Consider the following 16533-nt stretch of genomic DNA (forward strand, 5'->3'; position numbering starts at 1 on the left):
GGACGGGCGACGCGTCTCGAAACCCAGTCGGCCCGGGCGACCTCACGTGAGTTCGCCGCGCCCCGACTCCTTCAGCGCCGCGACCACCTGCTTGACCTCCTGGGCGCGCGAGCGCGTCGTGACCAGCAGCGCGTCGGGGGTGTCGACGACGACCACGTCGTCGAGGCCGACGACCGCCACCACCCGCTTGCCGCCCGGCACCACCAGGCCGGTGCTGTCCACGGTGAGCACGTCCGAGGCGTCGCCGAGGACGGACGTCGCGGCGCCGGCCCCCTCGAGCAGCGTGGCCAGGGCGTCGAAGTCGCCGATGTCCTCCCAGTGGAAGGACGACGGCACCACCGCGACCCGGCCGGCGTCCGCCGCCGGCTCGGCGACGGCGTGGTCGAGCGCGATCTTCGGCAGGCCCGGCCACAGCTCGGGCAGCCGGTCACGGTCCGCGGCGATCGCGCGCAGGTCTGCGGCGAACTCGGGGTGCCACTTCCCCAGCAGGTCGAGCAGCACCCGCGGACGGACGACGAACATGCCGGCGTTCCAGCGGTAGCGGCCGGTCGCGAGGTAGCCCTCGGCGGTCGCGACCGACGGCTTCTCCACGAACTCCTGCACCACGGCCGCGCCGTCGTGGCCGGCGACCGGGTCACCGACATGGACGTAGCCGAACGCCGAGGACGGGAACGTCGGCTCGATGCCGAGCGTGACCAGCCAGTCGTCGCGGGCGACCTGGACGGCCCGACGTACCGCCTCCGCGAACGCGTCCGGATCGGCGATCACGTGGTCGGCGGCGAACGACCCCATCACCGCGTCGGGGTCGGACCGCTCGAGCAGCGCGGCGGCCAGGCCGATCGCCGCCATCGAGTCGCGCGGCGACGGCTCGGCGATCACCGAATCGGCCGCCACCTCCGGCAGCTGGGCGGCGACGGCCTCGCGATGGGGCAGGCCGGTGACCACGAGCAGCCGGTCGTCGACCAGCGGCGCGAGTCGGTCGCGGGTCTCCTGGAGCAGCGTCCGGCCCTCACCACGCAGGTCGTGGAGGAACTTGGGCGCCGAGGAGCGCGACAGCGGCCAGAGGCGGGTGCCGGCTCCGCCGGCCGGGATCACCGCCCAGAAGTGGTCGATCGAAGGCATGGTGAGAGCCTAGGGCGGTGACCACCTTCGGCGACGTACTGGCGCGCCAGCTGCGACAGGATCCCGGCCGTCCCCTGGTGACGTTCTACGACGACGCGACCGGCGAACGGATCGAGCTGTCGGTCACGACGTACGCCAACTGGGTGGCCAAGGCCGCCTCGCTGCTGGCCGAGGAGCACGACCTCGAGCGCGGCCAGCGGCTGTGCCTGGACCTGCCACCCCACTGGCTGGGTCCGGTGTTCCTGGGTGCGGCCTGGACCGTCGGCCTGACGGTCGTCGGCCCGGACGACGTGCCCGAGGACGCCCCTGGAGGCGGCGCCGACGCCGTCGTCTGCGGGCCCGGGTCGCTGGAGCGCTGGGCCACCCGGGCCGGCGAACTGCCGGTGCTGGCCTGCTCGCTGCTCCCGCTCGGCGTTCGCTTCGCCGACCCGGTGCCGGCGGGCGTGCACGACGTCGGCATCGAGGTCTGGTCGCAACCCGACGCCTTCGCACCCTGGGACCCCCCGACGGGCGACGACCTCGCCACCGCGGGCGGCTACGACGACCGCACCCAGGCCGAGATCTGGGCGGCGGCCGCCTCCGGGAGCATCGTCACCGACGGCGGCCGCCTCCTCTCGGAGGCGAACCCGGCTTCCCCACCGGGACTCGCCACCTTCACCGAGCCGCTCAGCAAGGGCGGCTCGCTGGTGCTGGTCGTCCACTCCGGACCGGAGCGGCTCAGCGCGACGTACGCCGCGGAGCGCGCCACGGCCCGCTTCCCTTGAGGGTCGGGCAGCACCACGTTCGGGGGTTCTGAGAGCCGGTGTCACCCGGCCAGGTCCGGGCCCTTCCCACTCCCCTGGCCCAGCGCTCGGTGCTGGCCCGCCCAGCCCGTGCCGAACCGGTCGACGAGCACCCGGTAGCCGGGGTCGGACCAGCCGCGCGCCTGGACGTGGCGGGCGCGGCCGGCACCCGGCGTCTCGTCGCGCGCCGCGCGCCGGGCGTCCCGGGTGTGGGACCTCAGGTCCACGGCCCGCTCGGGCGTCACGAAGCCCGTCTCCCGACGATCGTGGACGACGTCGAGGCTGATCACGTTCGCCGCGGGGGTGAGCACGGCGAGCACGGCGGCAAGCGCCAGGACCTGCTGGCAGGCCGTGACGAAGCGGATCTTGTTGGGAGGCATGAAAGCGGCTCTCCGGTGCGGGGGAAGTTCACACGGGACAGCAACTTTCACACGCGTCACAGCGGCGACGGAAGGGATCGTGAGTAACTACAGAGTTGTAATTTCTACTCGACACGCCGATGGAATCGAGATTTGTCAAGAAACTTCACGCCTGTAATTCATCCGCGACGCCGAACCCAGCCCTTCTTCCGGAGACCAGGCGCGGGATCGCCGGTGTGGTTGGGCCGCGGCGACGATTCGCCGGGTCGGGTCCCCCCGGGGGGCGCCCGGGGTTTCATCACGGGATGCAGGCGGAGTCACGGTTCCCTGCCTGGGCTCACCCTGGGAAGCGCGGCCTCACCCTCATCCCGTGATGAAACCGCGCACGGCGACGCCGACGCTGCCGACCGGACGCCCGAGCCGCCGGGCGGTGAGCCAGCAACCGGTTCGGCGCCACCGATGGTTGCCAACACACCTCCGGCGCAAGGTAGCCCGCCACCCGGCGCACGATGACCCGTTCGGGCAGCCGAGACCGCACCCGCTCAACGCCGACGTACGCCGCCGGGCTGCGGGCCGTGGGTAGGCGCCGAGTCGGCGCTACTTCACCCTCCCCGCTTCGCTCCTCCGGATGAACTGGCGCCGACTCGGCTTACATCTAGCTTCGCTAGATGTCGGCGCCGAGGTCGTCGTCCTCCTGCTCGAGCGCGTCCTCGGTCTCGCCGTCGTACTTCACGTACTTGATGCCCGCGTCGACGTCGCCGTCGAAGCCGAGCTTGCCGTGCTCGAGCACGATCACCCGGTCGCACATCTTGCGCACCGAGCCGGCCGCGTGGCTGACGTAGACCAGGGTCCGGCCGCTGTCGCGGACCTCCTGCATGCGCTGGAGGCACTTCTTCTTGAAGGGCTTGTCCCCCACCGCCAGCACCTCGTCGGCCAGGAAGATGTCGGAGTCGACGTGGATGGCCACGGAGAAGCCGAGCCGGGAGTACATGCCGGAGGAGTAGTGGCCGACCTCGGTGTCGAGGAACTTGCCGACATCGGCGAACTCGACGATCTCGTCGAACTTCCGCTTCGTCTCCGCCTCGCTCATGCCGAGGATCGCGGCGTTGAGGAAGATGTTGTCGCGGCCGGTCAACTGCGGGTGGAAGCCGGCGCCGGTCGCGATCAGGCCCGCGATCCGACCGCGCGTCAGGACCCTGCCGTCGTCGGGCCGCATGATGCCGTTGATCAGCTTGAGCAGCGTGCTCTTGCCGGAGCCGTTGAGACCCATCAGGCCGATGGACTCCCCCTGCTCGACGGTGAAGGACACGTCGTCGACGGCGGTGAAGGTGTTGCTGACCTCCTGCCGCTTGAGCCGCGCCATCGTCATCTGCTTGAAGGTGCGGTGGTAGCGCAGCGTGAACGTCTTGGTCGCGTGATCGACGACGATCGACTCGGCCATCAGAGGCGCTCCGGGATCTTGTTCTCGAGCCGGGAGAAGACCAGCTGGCCGAAGCCCAGGACCACCAGGGAGAGCAGCAGCGCCATGACGCCCCGGGTGAACAGGTAGTCGGGCAGGTCGGTGCTGGCGGTCGCCGTGGGCGAGTCCGTGGTGCCCACCCAGAACGCGCGCTGCATGAGCAGCACCGCGTTGGCCAGGGGGTTGGCCAGGAAGAGCTCGGTCTGACCGTGGAAGCGCTCGGCGACCATGGTGTAGGGGTAGATCATCGGCACGCCGAAGCGGACCAGGTTGTTGACGATCTGCACGACGTTGGAGACGTCACGGAAGAACACGTTCGCCGCGCTGAACATCAGCGCGCCCGCCATGCCGATGGTGATCGTGACGAGCAGGGCCAGCACCATCGCGGCCATGCCGACCGGGTCGGGTGTCCAGCCCATCCAGAAGCAGGCGATCGCCAGGATCACGATCTCGGGCAGCACGTGGTAGGCCGAGACCAGCACCGCCGCCACGGGGAACATCTCCCGGGGCAGCGCCATCTTCTGCACCAGGCCCTTGTTGCGCACCACCGAGCGGGTGCCCGAGCCCAGACACTCGGTGAAGATGCCGGTGATGATGATCCCGCAGAACATGTGGATCGCGAAGTTCTCCACGTTGTCGTGCAGGTTGAAGATGAACCCCATCACGAAGTAGTAGATGAGGAACTGCGACAGCGGGTTGATGTAGGACCAGAGCATGCCCAGCACGGAGCCCTGGTAGCGCGCGGCGATCTCGCGGCTGACCATCAGCCGCAGCAGGTAGCGGCGCCGGAAGACCTCGAACAGCCCCGTCGTGGCCGAGGGAGCCGTGAGCGGAGGCAGCGTGCCGGGGCCGGCGGCCTGACTCACGCGTCGCCCCCGGTCCACGGGCGGAAGGTCTCCTCCCACGCCTCCGGCGAGGTGATCTGCGGCAGCTTGGCGCGGTACTCCGCGGACAGCTCCGGCCAGCGCCGGTAGAGCTCGGCGTGCAGTCGCACGATCCGGCGCAGCTGGTCGCGGAACAGGGCCGGGTCGCGCGTGTAGAGCGCGGCCGCGGTCTGGTCGGGCATCGACACGATGGCGGAGTCGTAGCGCGCCAGGCGGTACCACCGGGCGTCCATCGCGGCGATCTCGGTCTCGGGGAACTCCCGTGAGAGCTGGCGCGGCGGCCGCAGCTGGCGCAGCGGCGCCAGCGCCGCGGTAATGAGCTGGGACCGCCGGGTCGGCACCTCGAGCTCCTGGTGCGACCGGCGCGAGGCCTTGCGGCGTACAGGCGGGAAGGCGTCGGGGTCGGACTCGAGCTGCGCGTCGGCGTACTGCTTGCGGAACGCGTTCACCTCGGCGAGCCGGGTCGGCAGCACCTCGTGCAGCCGGTCCGGGCCGGCGAGCACCTCCTCGAGCGCCTGCTGCCGCAGCTCGACGGTGGAGTACTGCATCGAGACCAGGTGGGCGATCGAGTGGTTGAGGCTCTCGCGGACGACGCGGCCACCGTGCGGGTACGGCGAGTGCAGCAGCGCGGAGATCAGCCGGTTGCGCTGGTGGAAGAACGCCTGCCAGTCGAGCGCGTCGTTCTTGTCGGTCCACGGCACGTGCCAGACCGCGGCGCCGGGGAAGGTCACGGTCGGGAAGCCGGCCGCCTTGGCCCGGACGCCGAACTCGCTGTCGTCCCACTTGATGAAGATCGGCAGCGACAGCCCGACCTCCTCGAGGACGGCCCGCGGGATCAGGCACATGAACCAGCCGTTGAAGTCGACGTCGACGCGCCGGTGCAGCCAGCGGGTCGAGCGCAGGTTGCGCGCCCCGAAGTCCCACTCGGGCAGCACGTGCTCGGGCGACATCCACCACCAGCGCCAGGTCTGGATGATCTCGCCGAAGCTGTGCAGCCGGGAGCGCGAGTAGAGGCTGAACATGTGGCCGCCGACGATCGTCGGCCGGCGGGCCAGGTCGCCGAAGGTCACCGCGCGCAGCAGGCTCTCGGGCTCGCAGACGACGTCGTCGTCCATCATCAGCGCGTACGTCGAGACGCCGGCGCGCACCGTCTCGAGCTGGCCCCGGGCGTAGCCGCCGGAGCCGCCGAGATTGCCCTGCTCGAGGACCCGCAGCTTGCCGTCCAGCGCCTTCTCGGCCGCCGGGAACCGCGAAGCGTCGACGACCTTCCGGCTGCCCTGCTCCATGACGAGCACCTCGTCGAGGATCGCGAGCACGTCGTCGTCGGAGCCGAGCTGGGCGAGCAGGTCGGCGCAGAAGTCCGGGCGGTTCATCGTGGTGATCGCGACGGTGACCGTGCCCGACGCGGCCCGGTCGGCCGGCACCTCGGCGTCCCAGGTCGCGGTGACCACGGAGTCCTGCTCGCCGGCCGCGACGTCGTACCAGTACCAGCCGCCGTCGGCGAACGGGCCGAGCGGGAGCTCGAAGACGAACGTGCCGGTGTCGCCGTCCTCGACCTGGCGGGCCTCGACCCGCTGCGAGCGGCCGTTGGCCATCGACTTGTAGACGGTGACGCCGGCGCCACGGCCCTCCAGCTCGACGGTCAGCCGCACCGTGTCGACGATCGTCCAGCGCCGCCAGTACGACGCCGGGAACGCGTTGAAGTAGGTGCCGAACGACAGGCGTGCGCCGCGCCGGACGCGCACCGCGTGGCGGTCGACGATCTGGTCGGGGTGGATCGTCTCGCCGGAGCTGACGGCCTGGCGCAGCGAGGCCCAGTTGAGCTCCTTGGCGGCCTTGTTGCCGCCGACGGCGTACTTGTCGGCGTCGAGGACCGCGGGGTCGGGGTCGACGTACAGCGGCAGGACGTCGAGGTCGCGATCGACCGGCATGATCTGGCGCTGCAGGACACGGCGCACGGTCTCCGTCACTCAGTACCCCCTCGTGATCCTGGGGAGATCATTCGTCGACTCCTCCGCTGGTGAGCGGCGCTCCCTCGGCGAAGTGCGGCCGCAGCTTGTTCTCGAACATCGACAGGGCCGAGCCGATCGCCATGTGCATATCAAGGTACTTGTAGGTACCGAGGCGACCGCCGAAGAGGACCATCGGCTCCTGCTGCGCCAGCTCGCGGTACCGCAGCAGCGTCCGCCGGTCCTCGGCGGTGTTGATCGGGTAGTAGGGCTCGTCGCCCTCCTCCGCGAACCGGCTGTACTCGTGGACGATCACGGTCCGGCCCGGCAGGTGGGTCTTCACCCGCTCGGGGTGGAAGTGCTTGAACTCGATGATCCGGGTGTACGGCACGTCGTAATCGTTGTAGTTGACGACGCCGGTGCCCTGGAAGTCGTCGACCTCCTCGACCGACTCCTCCAGGTCGACGGTGCGCCACGACAGGCGGCCCTCGGAGTGCCCGAAGTACTCGTCGACGGGGCCGGTGTAGACGATCGGGACCTTGCCCTTGAACTCCTCGGCGACGTCGAAGAAGTCGGTCTCGAGCCGTACCTCGATCTTGGGGTGGTCGGCCATCCTCGTCAGCCAGGCGGTGTAGCCGTCGACCGGGAGCCCCTCGTAGGTGTCGCTGAACCAGCCGTTCTCGAAGGTGTAGCGGACCGGCAGCCGGGTGATGATGTCCGCGCTGAGCTCGGTGGGGTCGGTCTGCCACTGCTTGGCGGTGTAGCCCTTGATGAACGCCTCGTAGAGCGGCCGCCCGATCAGGCTGATCGCCTTCTCCTCGAGGTTGGTGACGTCCTCGCTCTTGATCTCGCTGGCCTGGCTCGCGATCAGCTCGCGCGCCTCCTGCGGCGTGTGGCTCTTGCCGAAGAACTGGTTGATCAGGCCGAGGTTCATCGGCAGCGAGTAGACCTGGCCCTGGTACTTGCCGAACACCCGGTGCTTGTAGTCGGTGAACGCCGTGAACCGGTTGACGTAGCTCCACACCTTCTCGTTGGAGGTGTGGAACAGGTGGGCGCCGTACTTGTGGACCTCGACGCCCGTCGCCGGGTCAACCTCCGAGTAGGCGTTGCCGCCGAGGTGGTGACGGCGCTCGAGCACCAGCACCTTCAGCCCCAGCTCGGAGGCGCAGCGCTCCGCGACGGTGAGCCCGAAGAATCCGGAGCCGACGACGACCAGGTCCGGACCGGACGCTGCCACCGCTGAGGCCTGTGCTGAGGGGGTCGACACGGTTGGTCAGTCTACGGATCCGGTGGGCACGAACCGCATTCCCCGCGCGTCGCGCATGGCCCGGATCACATTGGCGGCCTCGGCCCGGCCGCCCCGCAGCGGGCTGAGCAGCACCACCGCGGCCGCGATCAGCCACGGCTTGCCCCGGACCAGGGCGTTCTCGCCGTAGCGCAGGTGCACCACGAAGAGGTTGCGGTACATGAAGTAGCCCTTCCAGCCGCTCAGGTCGTGCTGCTGGTCGAAGGAGAGCTGGCGGACCAGCACGGCGTCGCGGACCGCCCAGATCCGGAACCCGGCGCGGCGGGCGCGCAGGGCGTAGTCGACGTCGTCGTAGAAGATGAAGTACGACGGGTCGGGCAGCCCGATCGCGTCGACGACCGCGCGGCGGACCATGAACCCCTCGAAGGCGACGTTCTCGAGCTCCACCCGCTCCGGCATCCGGGCGCGCTCGCCGTACTCGGTCTCGACCATGCCGGTCTTGGGGCGGATCGCGAGGGGGTTGCGCAGGTCGAAGCGGGTGGCGGCCTTCTCGACCAGGTGCCCGGCGGTGTCCTCGCGGACCGCCATCAGGCAGTCCTCGTCCTGCGCGAGGAGCACCGTGAGGCATTCGGGCGAGGGGACGACGTCGTCGTCCATCAGCCAGATCCGGTCGAAGCCGCGGGCGTAGGCCTCGCGCACGCCGTGATGGAAGCCGCCGGCGCCACCGAGGTTCTCCGCCGGGCGGAGCACCTCCAGGCCGGCCAGCGCCGCCGTCTCCTGGGCCGTCGCGAGCACCTCCGGCGTGTGGTCGGTGCTGGCGTTGTCGACCACGATGACCGCGTCGGGCCGGCGCTCGAGCGCCGCCAGGCCCTCGAGCATCCGGGCCAGCAGGTCGGCGCGGTTGTAGGTCACCACGACGATCGCCACGGTCTCGGGTTTCGAGGCTCGCTCCGCTCGCACCTCAACCACCGAGTCCCAGATAGGCCTCGTGGCCGGTGAAGTCGCCGCGCAGCCCGGCGTACATGGCCCGGGCGCTCAGCGCCAGGCGCCGAGCAGAGGGTCGGGTGAAGGCGTAGAACCAGGCCGTCTTGACGACGAACGCGAGCGCGTGCGGCCAGCCCTTGTAGTCGCGCAGGTTGACCAGGTTGTTGCGGGCCATGCAGTAGTGCTTCAGCTCACTCGGGCTGTGGTTGTACGTCGTGCGGCCGAACATCATCGGCGTCCCGAGATCGCCGACGGCCGGGTGCCGCACCTCGGCGTCGACGACGGTGGCGATGCGCGCCCCGGCCGCCTCGGCGCGCAGGCGGTACTCGTGGTCGTCGCCCCAGATGAAGAACTCCGCGCGCGGCAGCCCGATCCGTTCGACCAGGGCGCGGGTGACCAGCACCCCGTTGAACGGGATCACGATGCCGTCGATGCGGCCGCCCGTCGCGGCCCGGCGTACGTCGTCGAGCCGGTGCACCACCCGGGTGCCGCCCGGCAGCCGGATCGGGAAGACCAACCGGGCAGGGTCCGCCTGGTCCACCACCAGCGGCCCCCAGAAGTCGAGATCGGGCTGCGCCAGCAGTCGGCCGAGGCAGTCCGGATCGGGCAGGCCGTCGTCGTCCATCAGCCAGACCAGGTCGGCGTCGCGCTCGAGCGCCCACGCGAGGCCGTCGTGGAAGCCCCCGGCGCCGCCGCCGTTGCGGGCGAGGGTCCGGCCGAGCAGCGGGGTGGTGGGGTGCTCGTCGCCGCCGTCACGGTCACCCAGTCCGGCGAGCCACTCCCCGGTGCCGTCGGTCGAGGCGTTGTCGACGACCAGCACCTCGCTCAGCCCGGGCACCTGGTCGAGCCGCTCGACGAGCGCGCGGAGCAGGTCCAGCCGGTTGAAGGTGACCACCACCGCGACGACGCGGGGCCGCTCGTCGGGCGGCGCAGGCTGGTCGGTCACGGCGACCAGACTAGAGTCGCTCAGTCCAGCAGCCGCTCGGGGGTGATGGACACCGGGTACGGCGCGGCCAGCGTCAGGGTCTCGGCGCCGGTGGCGGTGCCGGCCACGACGTACTCGCCGCCGCGCAGCTCCCACGCGGTGACCGACGGGTCCTCGGGGTCGACCACCCAGTACGCCGGGCAGCGGGCCGCCTCGTACGCCGACCGCTTCAGCCCCAGATCGATGTGGCGGGTGCTCGGCGAGAGCACCTCGACCGCCAGCAGCGGCGCACCCGGCAGGTTCGCCTCCCCGAACGCCGTCCTCGGCGCCACCAGCAGGTCGGGCTGGAGCACCGTGATGTCCGACAACTTCACGTCGTAGGGAGCGAAGAGCACCCGGAGGTCACTCGGACCGGCGACGCGGAGCACCCAGTGCAGATTCGCCACCACGATCTGGTGGCGGGTCACGGGCGACGGCGTCACGATCAGCGCGCCGTCGACGAGCTCGTAGCGATTGCCGTCATCGGGCATCGCCGCGAGATCGGCGGCGGTGAACTGCCGGCCGCGCGGCAGAGTGGTCATGCTCGCCATGGTGCCTCCTGTCGGTCATGGGCACCAGCGTGGAGCGGATCCGCACGTCGTGCGGCGCCTCTCCACAGGCCCGACAGGCGCTCAGTCCAGCAGCGCTACCGGAGTGATCGAGACCGGGTACGGCGCGGCCAGCGTCAGGGTCTCGGCGCCGGTGGCGGTGCCGGCCACGACGTACTCGCCGCCGCGCAGCTCCCACGCAGTGATCGAGGGGCCCTCGGGGTCGACCACCCAGTACGCCGGGCAGCGGGCCGCCTCGTACGCCGACCGCTTGAGCCCCAGGTCGATGTGGCGGGTGCTCGGCGAGAGCACCTCGACCGCCAGCAGCGGCGCACCCGGCAGGTTCGCCTCCCCGAACGCCGTCCTCGGCGCCACCAGCAGGTCGGGCTGGAGCACGGTCAGCTCGGAGATTCGCACGTCGAACGGCGCGAACAGGACGACCAGCCCGGCCGGACACGTCGAGTCCAGATGGGAGTAGAGGCGCCCGAGCAGGCGCTGGTGCCGGAACCGCGGCGACGGCGTCACGATCAGCGCGCCGTCGACGAGCTCGTAGCGGTTGCCGTCATCGGGCATCGCCGCGAGATCGGCGGCGGTGAACTGCCGGCCGCGCGGCAGAGCGGTCATGCTCGCCATGGTGCCTCCTGTCGGTCATGGGCACCAGCGTGGAGCGGATCCGCACGTCGTGCGGCACCTCTCCACAGGCCCGACAGGCGGCAGTACCTCAGCAGGCGGCGGTCAGGTCGTCGGCCTCGTTGGCGGCGTACCCGGTGCTGAGCGAGCCGATCGAGCCACCGGTGACCGAGGTGGGCCGCTTCTTCCGCTTGGCCTCCCCGGTCGGCGCGGCGTCGCCCTCGGCGCGGTCGATCGACTCGGCGACCTTCGCCTTGATCTCCTTGATGTCCGGGTTCGCGGTGTTGATCATCGGCGGCACCAGGGAGAGCGTGGAGACCTTCTGACCGCGCGCCTTGAGCGCGAGCTGGGCGAAGGAGTCGAACTCGCCGGCCGGGATGTTGGTCGAGACCATCGCGGAGCTCGCCGCCGCGATCCGCGCGAAGTTCGTGACCGCGGTCTGGGGGCTGACCTGCTGGAGCATCGCGCCCATCACGCACTTCTGGCGCGCCATCCGCGAGTAGTCGTCGGAGCCGTCGCGGGCCCGGGCGAACCAGAGGGTGTCGTGGCCGTTCAGCTTGCGGGTGCCGGGCTTGATGTAGCCGGTCACGTCGGAGCCCAGGCCGCCGACCGGGATCGGCTGCCGGACGTCGAGCGTCACGCCCCCGACGGCGTCGACGAGGTCCTTGAATCCCTCGAGGTTGACCATCGCCCAGTAGTTGATCCGCAGGCCGGTGATGCCCTCGATCGCCATCACGGTGGCGTCCACCCCCGGGTGCTTGGAGCCCGGGAACAGCTCGGTGTTGTCCCCCGCCCACGTGCTCACGCCGTTGAGGTAGTCGGCGTCGAAGCCGTCGGGGAACTGCTGGTGCATCACCGACCCCTTGACGAAGGGGAAGTTCTTCATGTTGCGCGGCAGCGAGATCAGCACCGTGCGGCCGGTGTCGGCGTCGATGCTCGCGACCGTCATCGAGTCCGGGCGCAGACCCCAGCGTCCGGCTCCCGAGTCGCCGCCGAGCAGCAGCACGTTGTAGCGGCCGTCGTTCGCGCCGGTCACCCCGCCGTCGCCGGACATCGCGAGCACGAAGGAGCGCTGCACCCCGACCAGGTGCGCGCCGAAGAGCAGGGCGGCGGCGATCGAGAGGCACAGCACGCCGTTGACGCCCACCGCGGCGCGGCGCTGGCCCAGGGACAGCGTCAGCGGCTGGCCGAGACGCCAGGCGTCCACGAAGAGATAGGCCCAGCCCACGGCAAGTGCGGTGAGCAGCAGGCGGAGCCACAGCAGCGCCGAGGGGTCGAAGGTCAGCCAGAAGAAGAAGCCGTGCGAGAACGCGCCGACCACGAGGCCGGTGCCCACCGCCAGCACCAGCACCGCCCAGGTGCGCAGCGCGATCCGGCCCACCCGCTTGTTGCCGTAGACCAGCTGCGCGGACCCCGGGAGCACGAGGGTCATCAGCATCAGCGAGACGGCGCGGCGGAACCGGACGCGCGCGGCCCGCTCGCCCAGGGCGGTGTGCGAGGTGTGCGACCCGGGGGAAGGAACGGGCGGCATCGAGAGACCTCTCTCGGGAGCGACGTACGGGGAAGGGTGCTGCCTCGCAAGTATCACCAGTCACAGCCGCAACAGGGGTCACGACGCGCCGGGTACCGGCCGACGAGGAGCAACCCGGTACGGTCGCCGCATGAAGGAGCGTCCCCGCGGTGACGGCGAGCCCGGCGAGGGCACGCCGGGCTTCCACTGGCTCTACGGCGACGGCGAGCGCGGCCCGAACCCGTCGGCGCCACGCGAGCCGCGGCCCGACGAGACCCGGGTGATGCCCACGATGTCCCGGCCCGCCGGACAGCCGCCCGTCGACCAGCGGCCGGCGGCCCGGTCCGGGCGTCCGGACCGCTCCGGTACGCCGCCGACGCCGCCCCCGGTCGCGCCGACCACCGGCCCCGAGCGGCCGCGGCGCCGCCGCGGCCCGCGGTTCTACCTGCGGATCGTGCTGGTCCTGCTGCTGCTCTGGGCGGTCTACCTGGTGGCCGTGCCGTTCTACGCGTGGACCAAGGTCGACAAGGTCGCGTTCGAGCCGAAGGGCGACCGCCCGGGCGACCAGCCCGGCACGACGTACCTGATGGTCGGCAGCGACTCCCGCGCCGGCCTGACCAAGGAGCAGCGCAAGGAGTACGTCACCGGCGACGTCGCGGGGCAGCGCACCGACACGATCATGCTGCTGCACACCGGGTCCGGCCCGAACGTGCTGATGTCGATCCCCCGCGACTCGCTGGTCGAGGTCCCGGGGCACGGCACCACCAAGATCAACGCCGCCTACGCCTACGGCGGCCCGAAGCTGCTCGTGCAGACGATCGAGCAGAGCACCGGCATCCGCATCGACGAGTACGCCGAGGTCGGACTCGGCGGCGTCGTCGAGATGGTCGATGCGGTGGGCGGCATCGAGATCTGCCCCACCTTCGACATGGTGGACAAGCTCGCCGGGCTGAACATCAAGAAGGGCTGCCAGGAGGCCGACGGCCGCACCGCGCTCGCGTTCGCCCGGTCGCGGCACAGCGACCCGCGCTACGGCGACATCACCCGCGCGAAGCACCAGCGCGAGGTCGTCTCCGCCGTCGGCGACGAGGTGCTGTCGCCGGCGACGTTCATCAACCCCTTCCGCTACTGGGGCGTCTGGATGGCCGTGCCCGCCGCCTTCCAGTTCGGCGACGGCATGTCGCCGATCGGCGCGGCGAAGTGGGCGCTCGCGATGACCCACGTCAACGGCGAGGACGGGATGACCTGCGGCGTCCCGATCTCCGACCTGGCGGTGCACTGGGACCCCGAGCGGTCGCAGCAGCTGTTCGACTACATCAAGGACGACAAGACCGACGACATCCCGAAGGGTCTGTGCACCCCGACCGGGCTGCCCAAGAGCGTGACCGGATGAGCTTCGAGACCCTCCGCTGGGAGGTCGATCGCGACGGCGTCGGCACGCTCACCCTGCACCGGCCCGACCAGCTCAACGCGTTCGACCTGACGATGGCGGGCGAGCTCGAGCGCTTCTTCCGCGAGGACGCGTGGGACGACGCGGTGCGCGCCGTCGTCGTCACCGGGTCCGGCCGGGCCTTCTGCGCGGGCATGGACCTGTCGGCGCAGGGCAACGTGTTCGGGCTCGACGAGTCGCTGCGGCCCACGGTGGCCGACTTCCGGGCGGCGTACGACCGGGCGCCGTACGACCGGGGCGTGCGCGACACCGGCGGCAAGGTGACGCTGGCGATCCATGCGCTCCCCAAGCCGGTGCTCGCCGCGATCAACGGTCCCGCCGTCGGCATCGGCGCGACGATGACCCTGGCGATGGACCTGCGACTGGCGTCGACGAAGGCCCGGATCGGCTTCGTGTTCGGCCGGCTCGGGATCGTGCCGGAGGCGGCGTCGTCGTGGTTCCTGCCACGCATCGTCGGGATCCAGCAGGCGCTCGAGTGGGTCTACTCCGCCGACATCCTCGACGCCGACACCGCGCTCGCGGGCCGGCTCGTGCGCAGCGTGCACGATCCCGACGACCTGCTGCCCGCGGCACAGGAGCTGGCCCGGTCGTTCGTGGTCGACCGCTCCCCCGCGGCGCTCGGCCTCGCGAAGCGACTGCTCTATCGCAACAGCGCGGTCGCCGACCCGCTCGAGGCGCACCTCTCCGACTCGCTCGCGATGTACTGGCAGTCGATCGGCGACGGCAAGGAGGGCGTGGCGGCGTTCCTGGAGAAGCGCACGCCGAACTTCACCGACCGGGCCTCCCAGCTGCCCGAGGTCTTCTAGCGCTCCCCCGCCTGGTGGTTTCGAGGCTCAGGCGCAGAGCGCCTTCACACCTCAACCACCGACACCGGTGGTTGAGGTGCGAGGGCCGCCAGGCCCGAGCCTCGAAACCACCACCCCGCGGGTCAGCGCGCCCGCTCGTCGCTGATCCGCCTCGCCTTGCCGAGTGAGCGCTCCAGGGCGTACGGCGCCACCACCTCGACCCGCGCGGTCACGCCGATCCGCTGCTTGATGCGGTCCTCGAGCCGGGCGGCCAGCGCGTCGTCGTACGCCTCGGCGACGGCCTCGACGCGCACGGTGAGCTCGTCGAGGCTGCCCGGCCGGGTCAGCACGCACAGGTAGTGGGGCGCGAGCCCGTCGATCGCCAGGATCTGCTCCTCGACCTGGCTGGGGAAGACGTTCACGCCGCGCACGATCATCAGGTCGTCGGTGCGGCCGGTGACCTTCTCCATCCGGCGGAAGGCGGGGTACGCCGTTCCGGGCAGCAGCCGACTCAGGTCGCGGGTGCGGTAGCGCACCACCGGCATCGCCTGCTTGGTCAGCGAGGTGAACACCAGCTCGCCGCGCTCGCCGTCGGGCACCGGCTCCAACGTGACCGGGTCGACGATCTCGGGCAGGAAGTGGTCCTCCCACACGTGCAGGCCGTCCTGGGTCCGGCCCGACTCCTGGGAGATGCCGGGGCCCATCACCTCGGACAGCCCGTAGATGTCGACCGCGCGGATGCCCGAGCGCGCCTCGACCGCACGGCGCATCTCGTCGGTCCACGGCTCGGCGCCGAAGATGCCGACCTCGAGGGCGGTCGAGCGCGGGTCGACGCCCTGGCGCTCCATCTCGTCGAGGATCGCGAGGAAGTACGACGGGGTCACCATGATCACGCGTGGCGCGAAGTCCACGATCAGCTGCACCTGTCGCTCGGTCATCCCGCCGCTGACCGGCACCACCGTGCAGCCGAGCCGCTCCGCGCCGTAGTGGGCGCCGAGTCCGCCGGTGAACAGGCCGTACCCGTAGGCGACGTGCACGACGTCGCCGGGCCGGCCGCCCGCCGCCCGGATCGAGCGCGCCATCAGCTCGGCCCAGGTGTCGAGGTCGGCCGACGTGTAGCCGACGACCGTCGGCCGGCCGGTCGTGCCGCTGCTGGCGTGCACGCGCGCGACCTGCTCGCGCGGCACCGCGAACATGCCGAACGGGTAGTTGTCCCGCAGGTCGGCCTTCGTCGTGAACGGGAACCGGGCCAGGTCCCCGAGCGTCCCGAGGTCGTCGGGGCGCACCCCGGCCGCGTCGAAGGACCGGCGGTAGTGCGGCACCGCGTCGTACGCCGTGCGCAGCGTCGCCCTCAGCCGCTCGAGCTGGAGCGCCTCCAGCTCGGCCCGGTCCAGGGTTGGGATCTCACCGCTCACCAGAACGCACCCCCGATCTCGCGCGACCGACCCACGAACGTCGCGACCACGGTGTCGCCGGCGGTCACCGTCACGTCGTAGGTCCCGTCGCGCTCGTCGCGGTCGCGCTCGACCGCGGCCGCCACCAGCTCGTCGCCGGACCGGGTCGGCGCACGGAAGCGGATCTCGGCACCCGCGGCGACCGTGCGCCGGTTGTAGGAGTTGCAGGCGAAGGCGAACGCCGAGTCGGCCAGCGCGAAGGTGAGCCCGCCGTGCCCGATGCCGTGGCCGTTGACCATGTCGTCGCGCACGGTCATCCGCAGCGTGGCCGTGCCCGGCCCGACCGACTCCAGCCGCATCCCGAGCGCCCGGCTGGCGTGGTCGTCGGACCACATCGCCTCGGCGCTGCGCTCCGCCGTCTGCTGGGCCACCCGCTGGGCGGCCTGCTCGGGACTCACCCGGTCAGG

The 16533-nt window shown here is 71.2% G+C and carries 16 protein-coding genes; 3 read left to right on the top strand and 13 right to left on the bottom strand.

Annotated features, from left to right (window positions below):
* Positions 1–42: 42 nt before the first annotated feature.
* Entirely contained in the window at positions 43–1122 is a 1080-nt protein-coding gene (locus FHU40_RS03435; RefSeq protein WP_183590869.1) for a mannose-1-phosphate guanylyltransferase, read from the bottom strand.
* 17 nt (positions 1123–1139) lie between these two features.
* On the opposite strand from FHU40_RS03435, the gene FHU40_RS03440 reads away from it, so the two are divergent.
* Positions 1140–1886: a TIGR03089 family protein gene (locus FHU40_RS03440; RefSeq protein ID WP_183590870.1), complete on the top strand. Its 747-nt coding sequence runs from the start codon at positions 1140–1142 to the stop codon at positions 1884–1886.
* 41 nt (positions 1887–1927) lie between these two features.
* Here FHU40_RS03440 and FHU40_RS03445 read toward each other — a convergent pair whose 3' ends face one another.
* From FHU40_RS03445 to FHU40_RS03490, 10 genes are all read right to left on the bottom strand, one after another.
* Positions 1928–2284 carry a hypothetical protein gene (locus tag FHU40_RS03445; protein WP_183590871.1) on the bottom strand — a complete coding sequence of 119 codons (357 nt, stop codon included), beginning with the start codon at positions 2282–2284 and terminating at the stop codon, positions 1928–1930.
* A 643-nt stretch (positions 2285–2927) separates the two neighbouring features.
* Positions 2928–3704 carry an ABC transporter ATP-binding protein gene (locus FHU40_RS03450; RefSeq protein ID WP_183590872.1) on the bottom strand — a complete coding sequence of 259 codons (777 nt, stop codon included), beginning with the start codon at positions 3702–3704 and terminating at the stop codon, positions 2928–2930.
* Positions 3704–4588 carry an ABC transporter permease gene (locus tag FHU40_RS03455; protein WP_343057702.1) on the bottom strand — a complete coding sequence of 295 codons (885 nt, stop codon included), beginning with the start codon at positions 4586–4588 and terminating at the stop codon, positions 3704–3706. The genes FHU40_RS03450 and FHU40_RS03455 overlap by 1 nt, the downstream gene beginning before the upstream one ends.
* A complete protein-coding gene (locus FHU40_RS03460) occupies positions 4585–6576 on the bottom strand; it encodes a glycosyltransferase (protein WP_343057703.1) in 1992 nt (663 codons plus the stop codon). Before FHU40_RS03460 ends, FHU40_RS03455 begins: the two co-directional genes overlap by 4 nt.
* 28 nt (positions 6577–6604) lie before the next feature.
* The gene (glf, locus tag FHU40_RS03465; protein WP_183590873.1) at positions 6605–7792 is read right to left on the bottom strand and encodes a UDP-galactopyranose mutase; all 1188 of its coding nucleotides are present in this window, start codon (positions 7790–7792) and stop codon (positions 6605–6607) included.
* A gap of 36 nt (positions 7793–7828) precedes the next feature.
* Positions 7829–8761, bottom strand: a complete 933-nt coding sequence (locus FHU40_RS03470; RefSeq protein ID WP_183590874.1) for a glycosyltransferase — start codon at positions 8759–8761, stop codon at positions 7829–7831.
* A 1-nt stretch (position 8762) separates the two neighbouring features.
* A complete protein-coding gene (locus tag FHU40_RS03475) occupies positions 8763–9731 on the bottom strand; it encodes a glycosyltransferase family 2 protein (RefSeq protein WP_183590875.1) in 969 nt (322 codons plus the stop codon).
* Positions 9732–9751: 20 nt separating this feature from the next.
* The gene (locus tag FHU40_RS03480) at positions 9752–10291 is read right to left on the bottom strand and encodes a Uma2 family endonuclease (protein ID WP_246389927.1); all 540 of its coding nucleotides are present in this window, start codon (positions 10289–10291) and stop codon (positions 9752–9754) included.
* A gap of 90 nt (positions 10292–10381) precedes the next feature.
* Complete coding sequence (locus tag FHU40_RS03485; protein WP_246389929.1) at positions 10382–10921, bottom strand: Uma2 family endonuclease; 540 nt, start codon at positions 10919–10921, stop codon at positions 10382–10384.
* A gap of 97 nt (positions 10922–11018) precedes the next feature.
* On the bottom strand, positions 11019–12458 hold the full coding sequence (locus FHU40_RS03490; RefSeq protein WP_183590878.1) for an LCP family protein: 1440 nt from the start codon (positions 12456–12458) through the stop codon (positions 11019–11021).
* A gap of 130 nt (positions 12459–12588) precedes the next feature.
* Between FHU40_RS03490 and FHU40_RS03495 the strand changes: the two genes are divergently transcribed.
* Positions 12589–13830, top strand: coding sequence for an LCP family protein (locus FHU40_RS03495; protein WP_183590879.1), 1242 nt, complete (start codon positions 12589–12591; stop codon positions 13828–13830).
* Positions 13827–14693, top strand: a complete 867-nt coding sequence (locus tag FHU40_RS03500) for a crotonase/enoyl-CoA hydratase family protein (RefSeq protein ID WP_183590880.1) — start codon at positions 13827–13829, stop codon at positions 14691–14693. Before FHU40_RS03495 ends, FHU40_RS03500 begins: the two co-directional genes overlap by 4 nt.
* A 122-nt stretch (positions 14694–14815) precedes the next feature.
* On the opposite strand, the gene paaK is transcribed toward FHU40_RS03500, so the two are convergent.
* Positions 14816–16087, bottom strand: coding sequence for a phenylacetate--CoA ligase PaaK (gene paaK, locus FHU40_RS03505; RefSeq protein WP_343057706.1), 1272 nt, complete (start codon positions 16085–16087; stop codon positions 14816–14818).
* Positions 16084–16524 carry a hydroxyphenylacetyl-CoA thioesterase PaaI gene (paaI, locus tag FHU40_RS03510; protein WP_252275183.1) on the bottom strand — a complete coding sequence of 147 codons (441 nt, stop codon included), beginning with the start codon at positions 16522–16524 and terminating at the stop codon, positions 16084–16086. Before paaI ends, paaK begins: the two co-directional genes overlap by 4 nt.
* Positions 16525–16533: the final 9 nt, after the last annotated feature.

This window comes from Nocardioides soli, assembly GCF_014191495.1.
GTDB classification, from domain to species: domain Bacteria; phylum Actinomycetota; class Actinomycetes; order Propionibacteriales; family Nocardioidaceae; genus Nocardioides; species Nocardioides soli.

Bases quoted from the DNA above. Each gene is read 5' to 3' on its own strand.
- FHU40_RS03435 (WP_183590869.1), bottom strand. From the start codon at position 1,122: ATGCCTTCGATCGACCACTTCTGGGCGGTGATCCCGGCCGGCGGAGCC.
- FHU40_RS03445 (WP_183590871.1), bottom strand. From the start codon at position 2,284: ATGCCTCCCAACAAGATCCGCTTCGTCACGGCCTGCCAGCAGGTCCTG.
- FHU40_RS03450 (WP_183590872.1), bottom strand. From the start codon at position 3,704: ATGGCCGAGTCGATCGTCGTCGATCACGCGACCAAGACGTTCACGCTG.
- FHU40_RS03480 (WP_246389927.1), bottom strand. From the start codon at position 10,291: ATGACCACTCTGCCGCGCGGCCGGCAGTTCACCGCCGCCGATCTCGCG.
- FHU40_RS03485 (WP_246389929.1), bottom strand. From the start codon at position 10,921: ATGACCGCTCTGCCGCGCGGCCGGCAGTTCACCGCCGCCGATCTCGCG.
- FHU40_RS03490 (WP_183590878.1), bottom strand. From the start codon at position 12,458: ATGCCGCCCGTTCCTTCCCCCGGGTCGCACACCTCGCACACCGCCCTG.
- FHU40_RS03495 (WP_183590879.1), top strand. From the start codon at position 12,589: ATGAAGGAGCGTCCCCGCGGTGACGGCGAGCCCGGCGAGGGCACGCCG.
- FHU40_RS03500 (WP_183590880.1), top strand. From the start codon at position 13,827: ATGAGCTTCGAGACCCTCCGCTGGGAGGTCGATCGCGACGGCGTCGGC.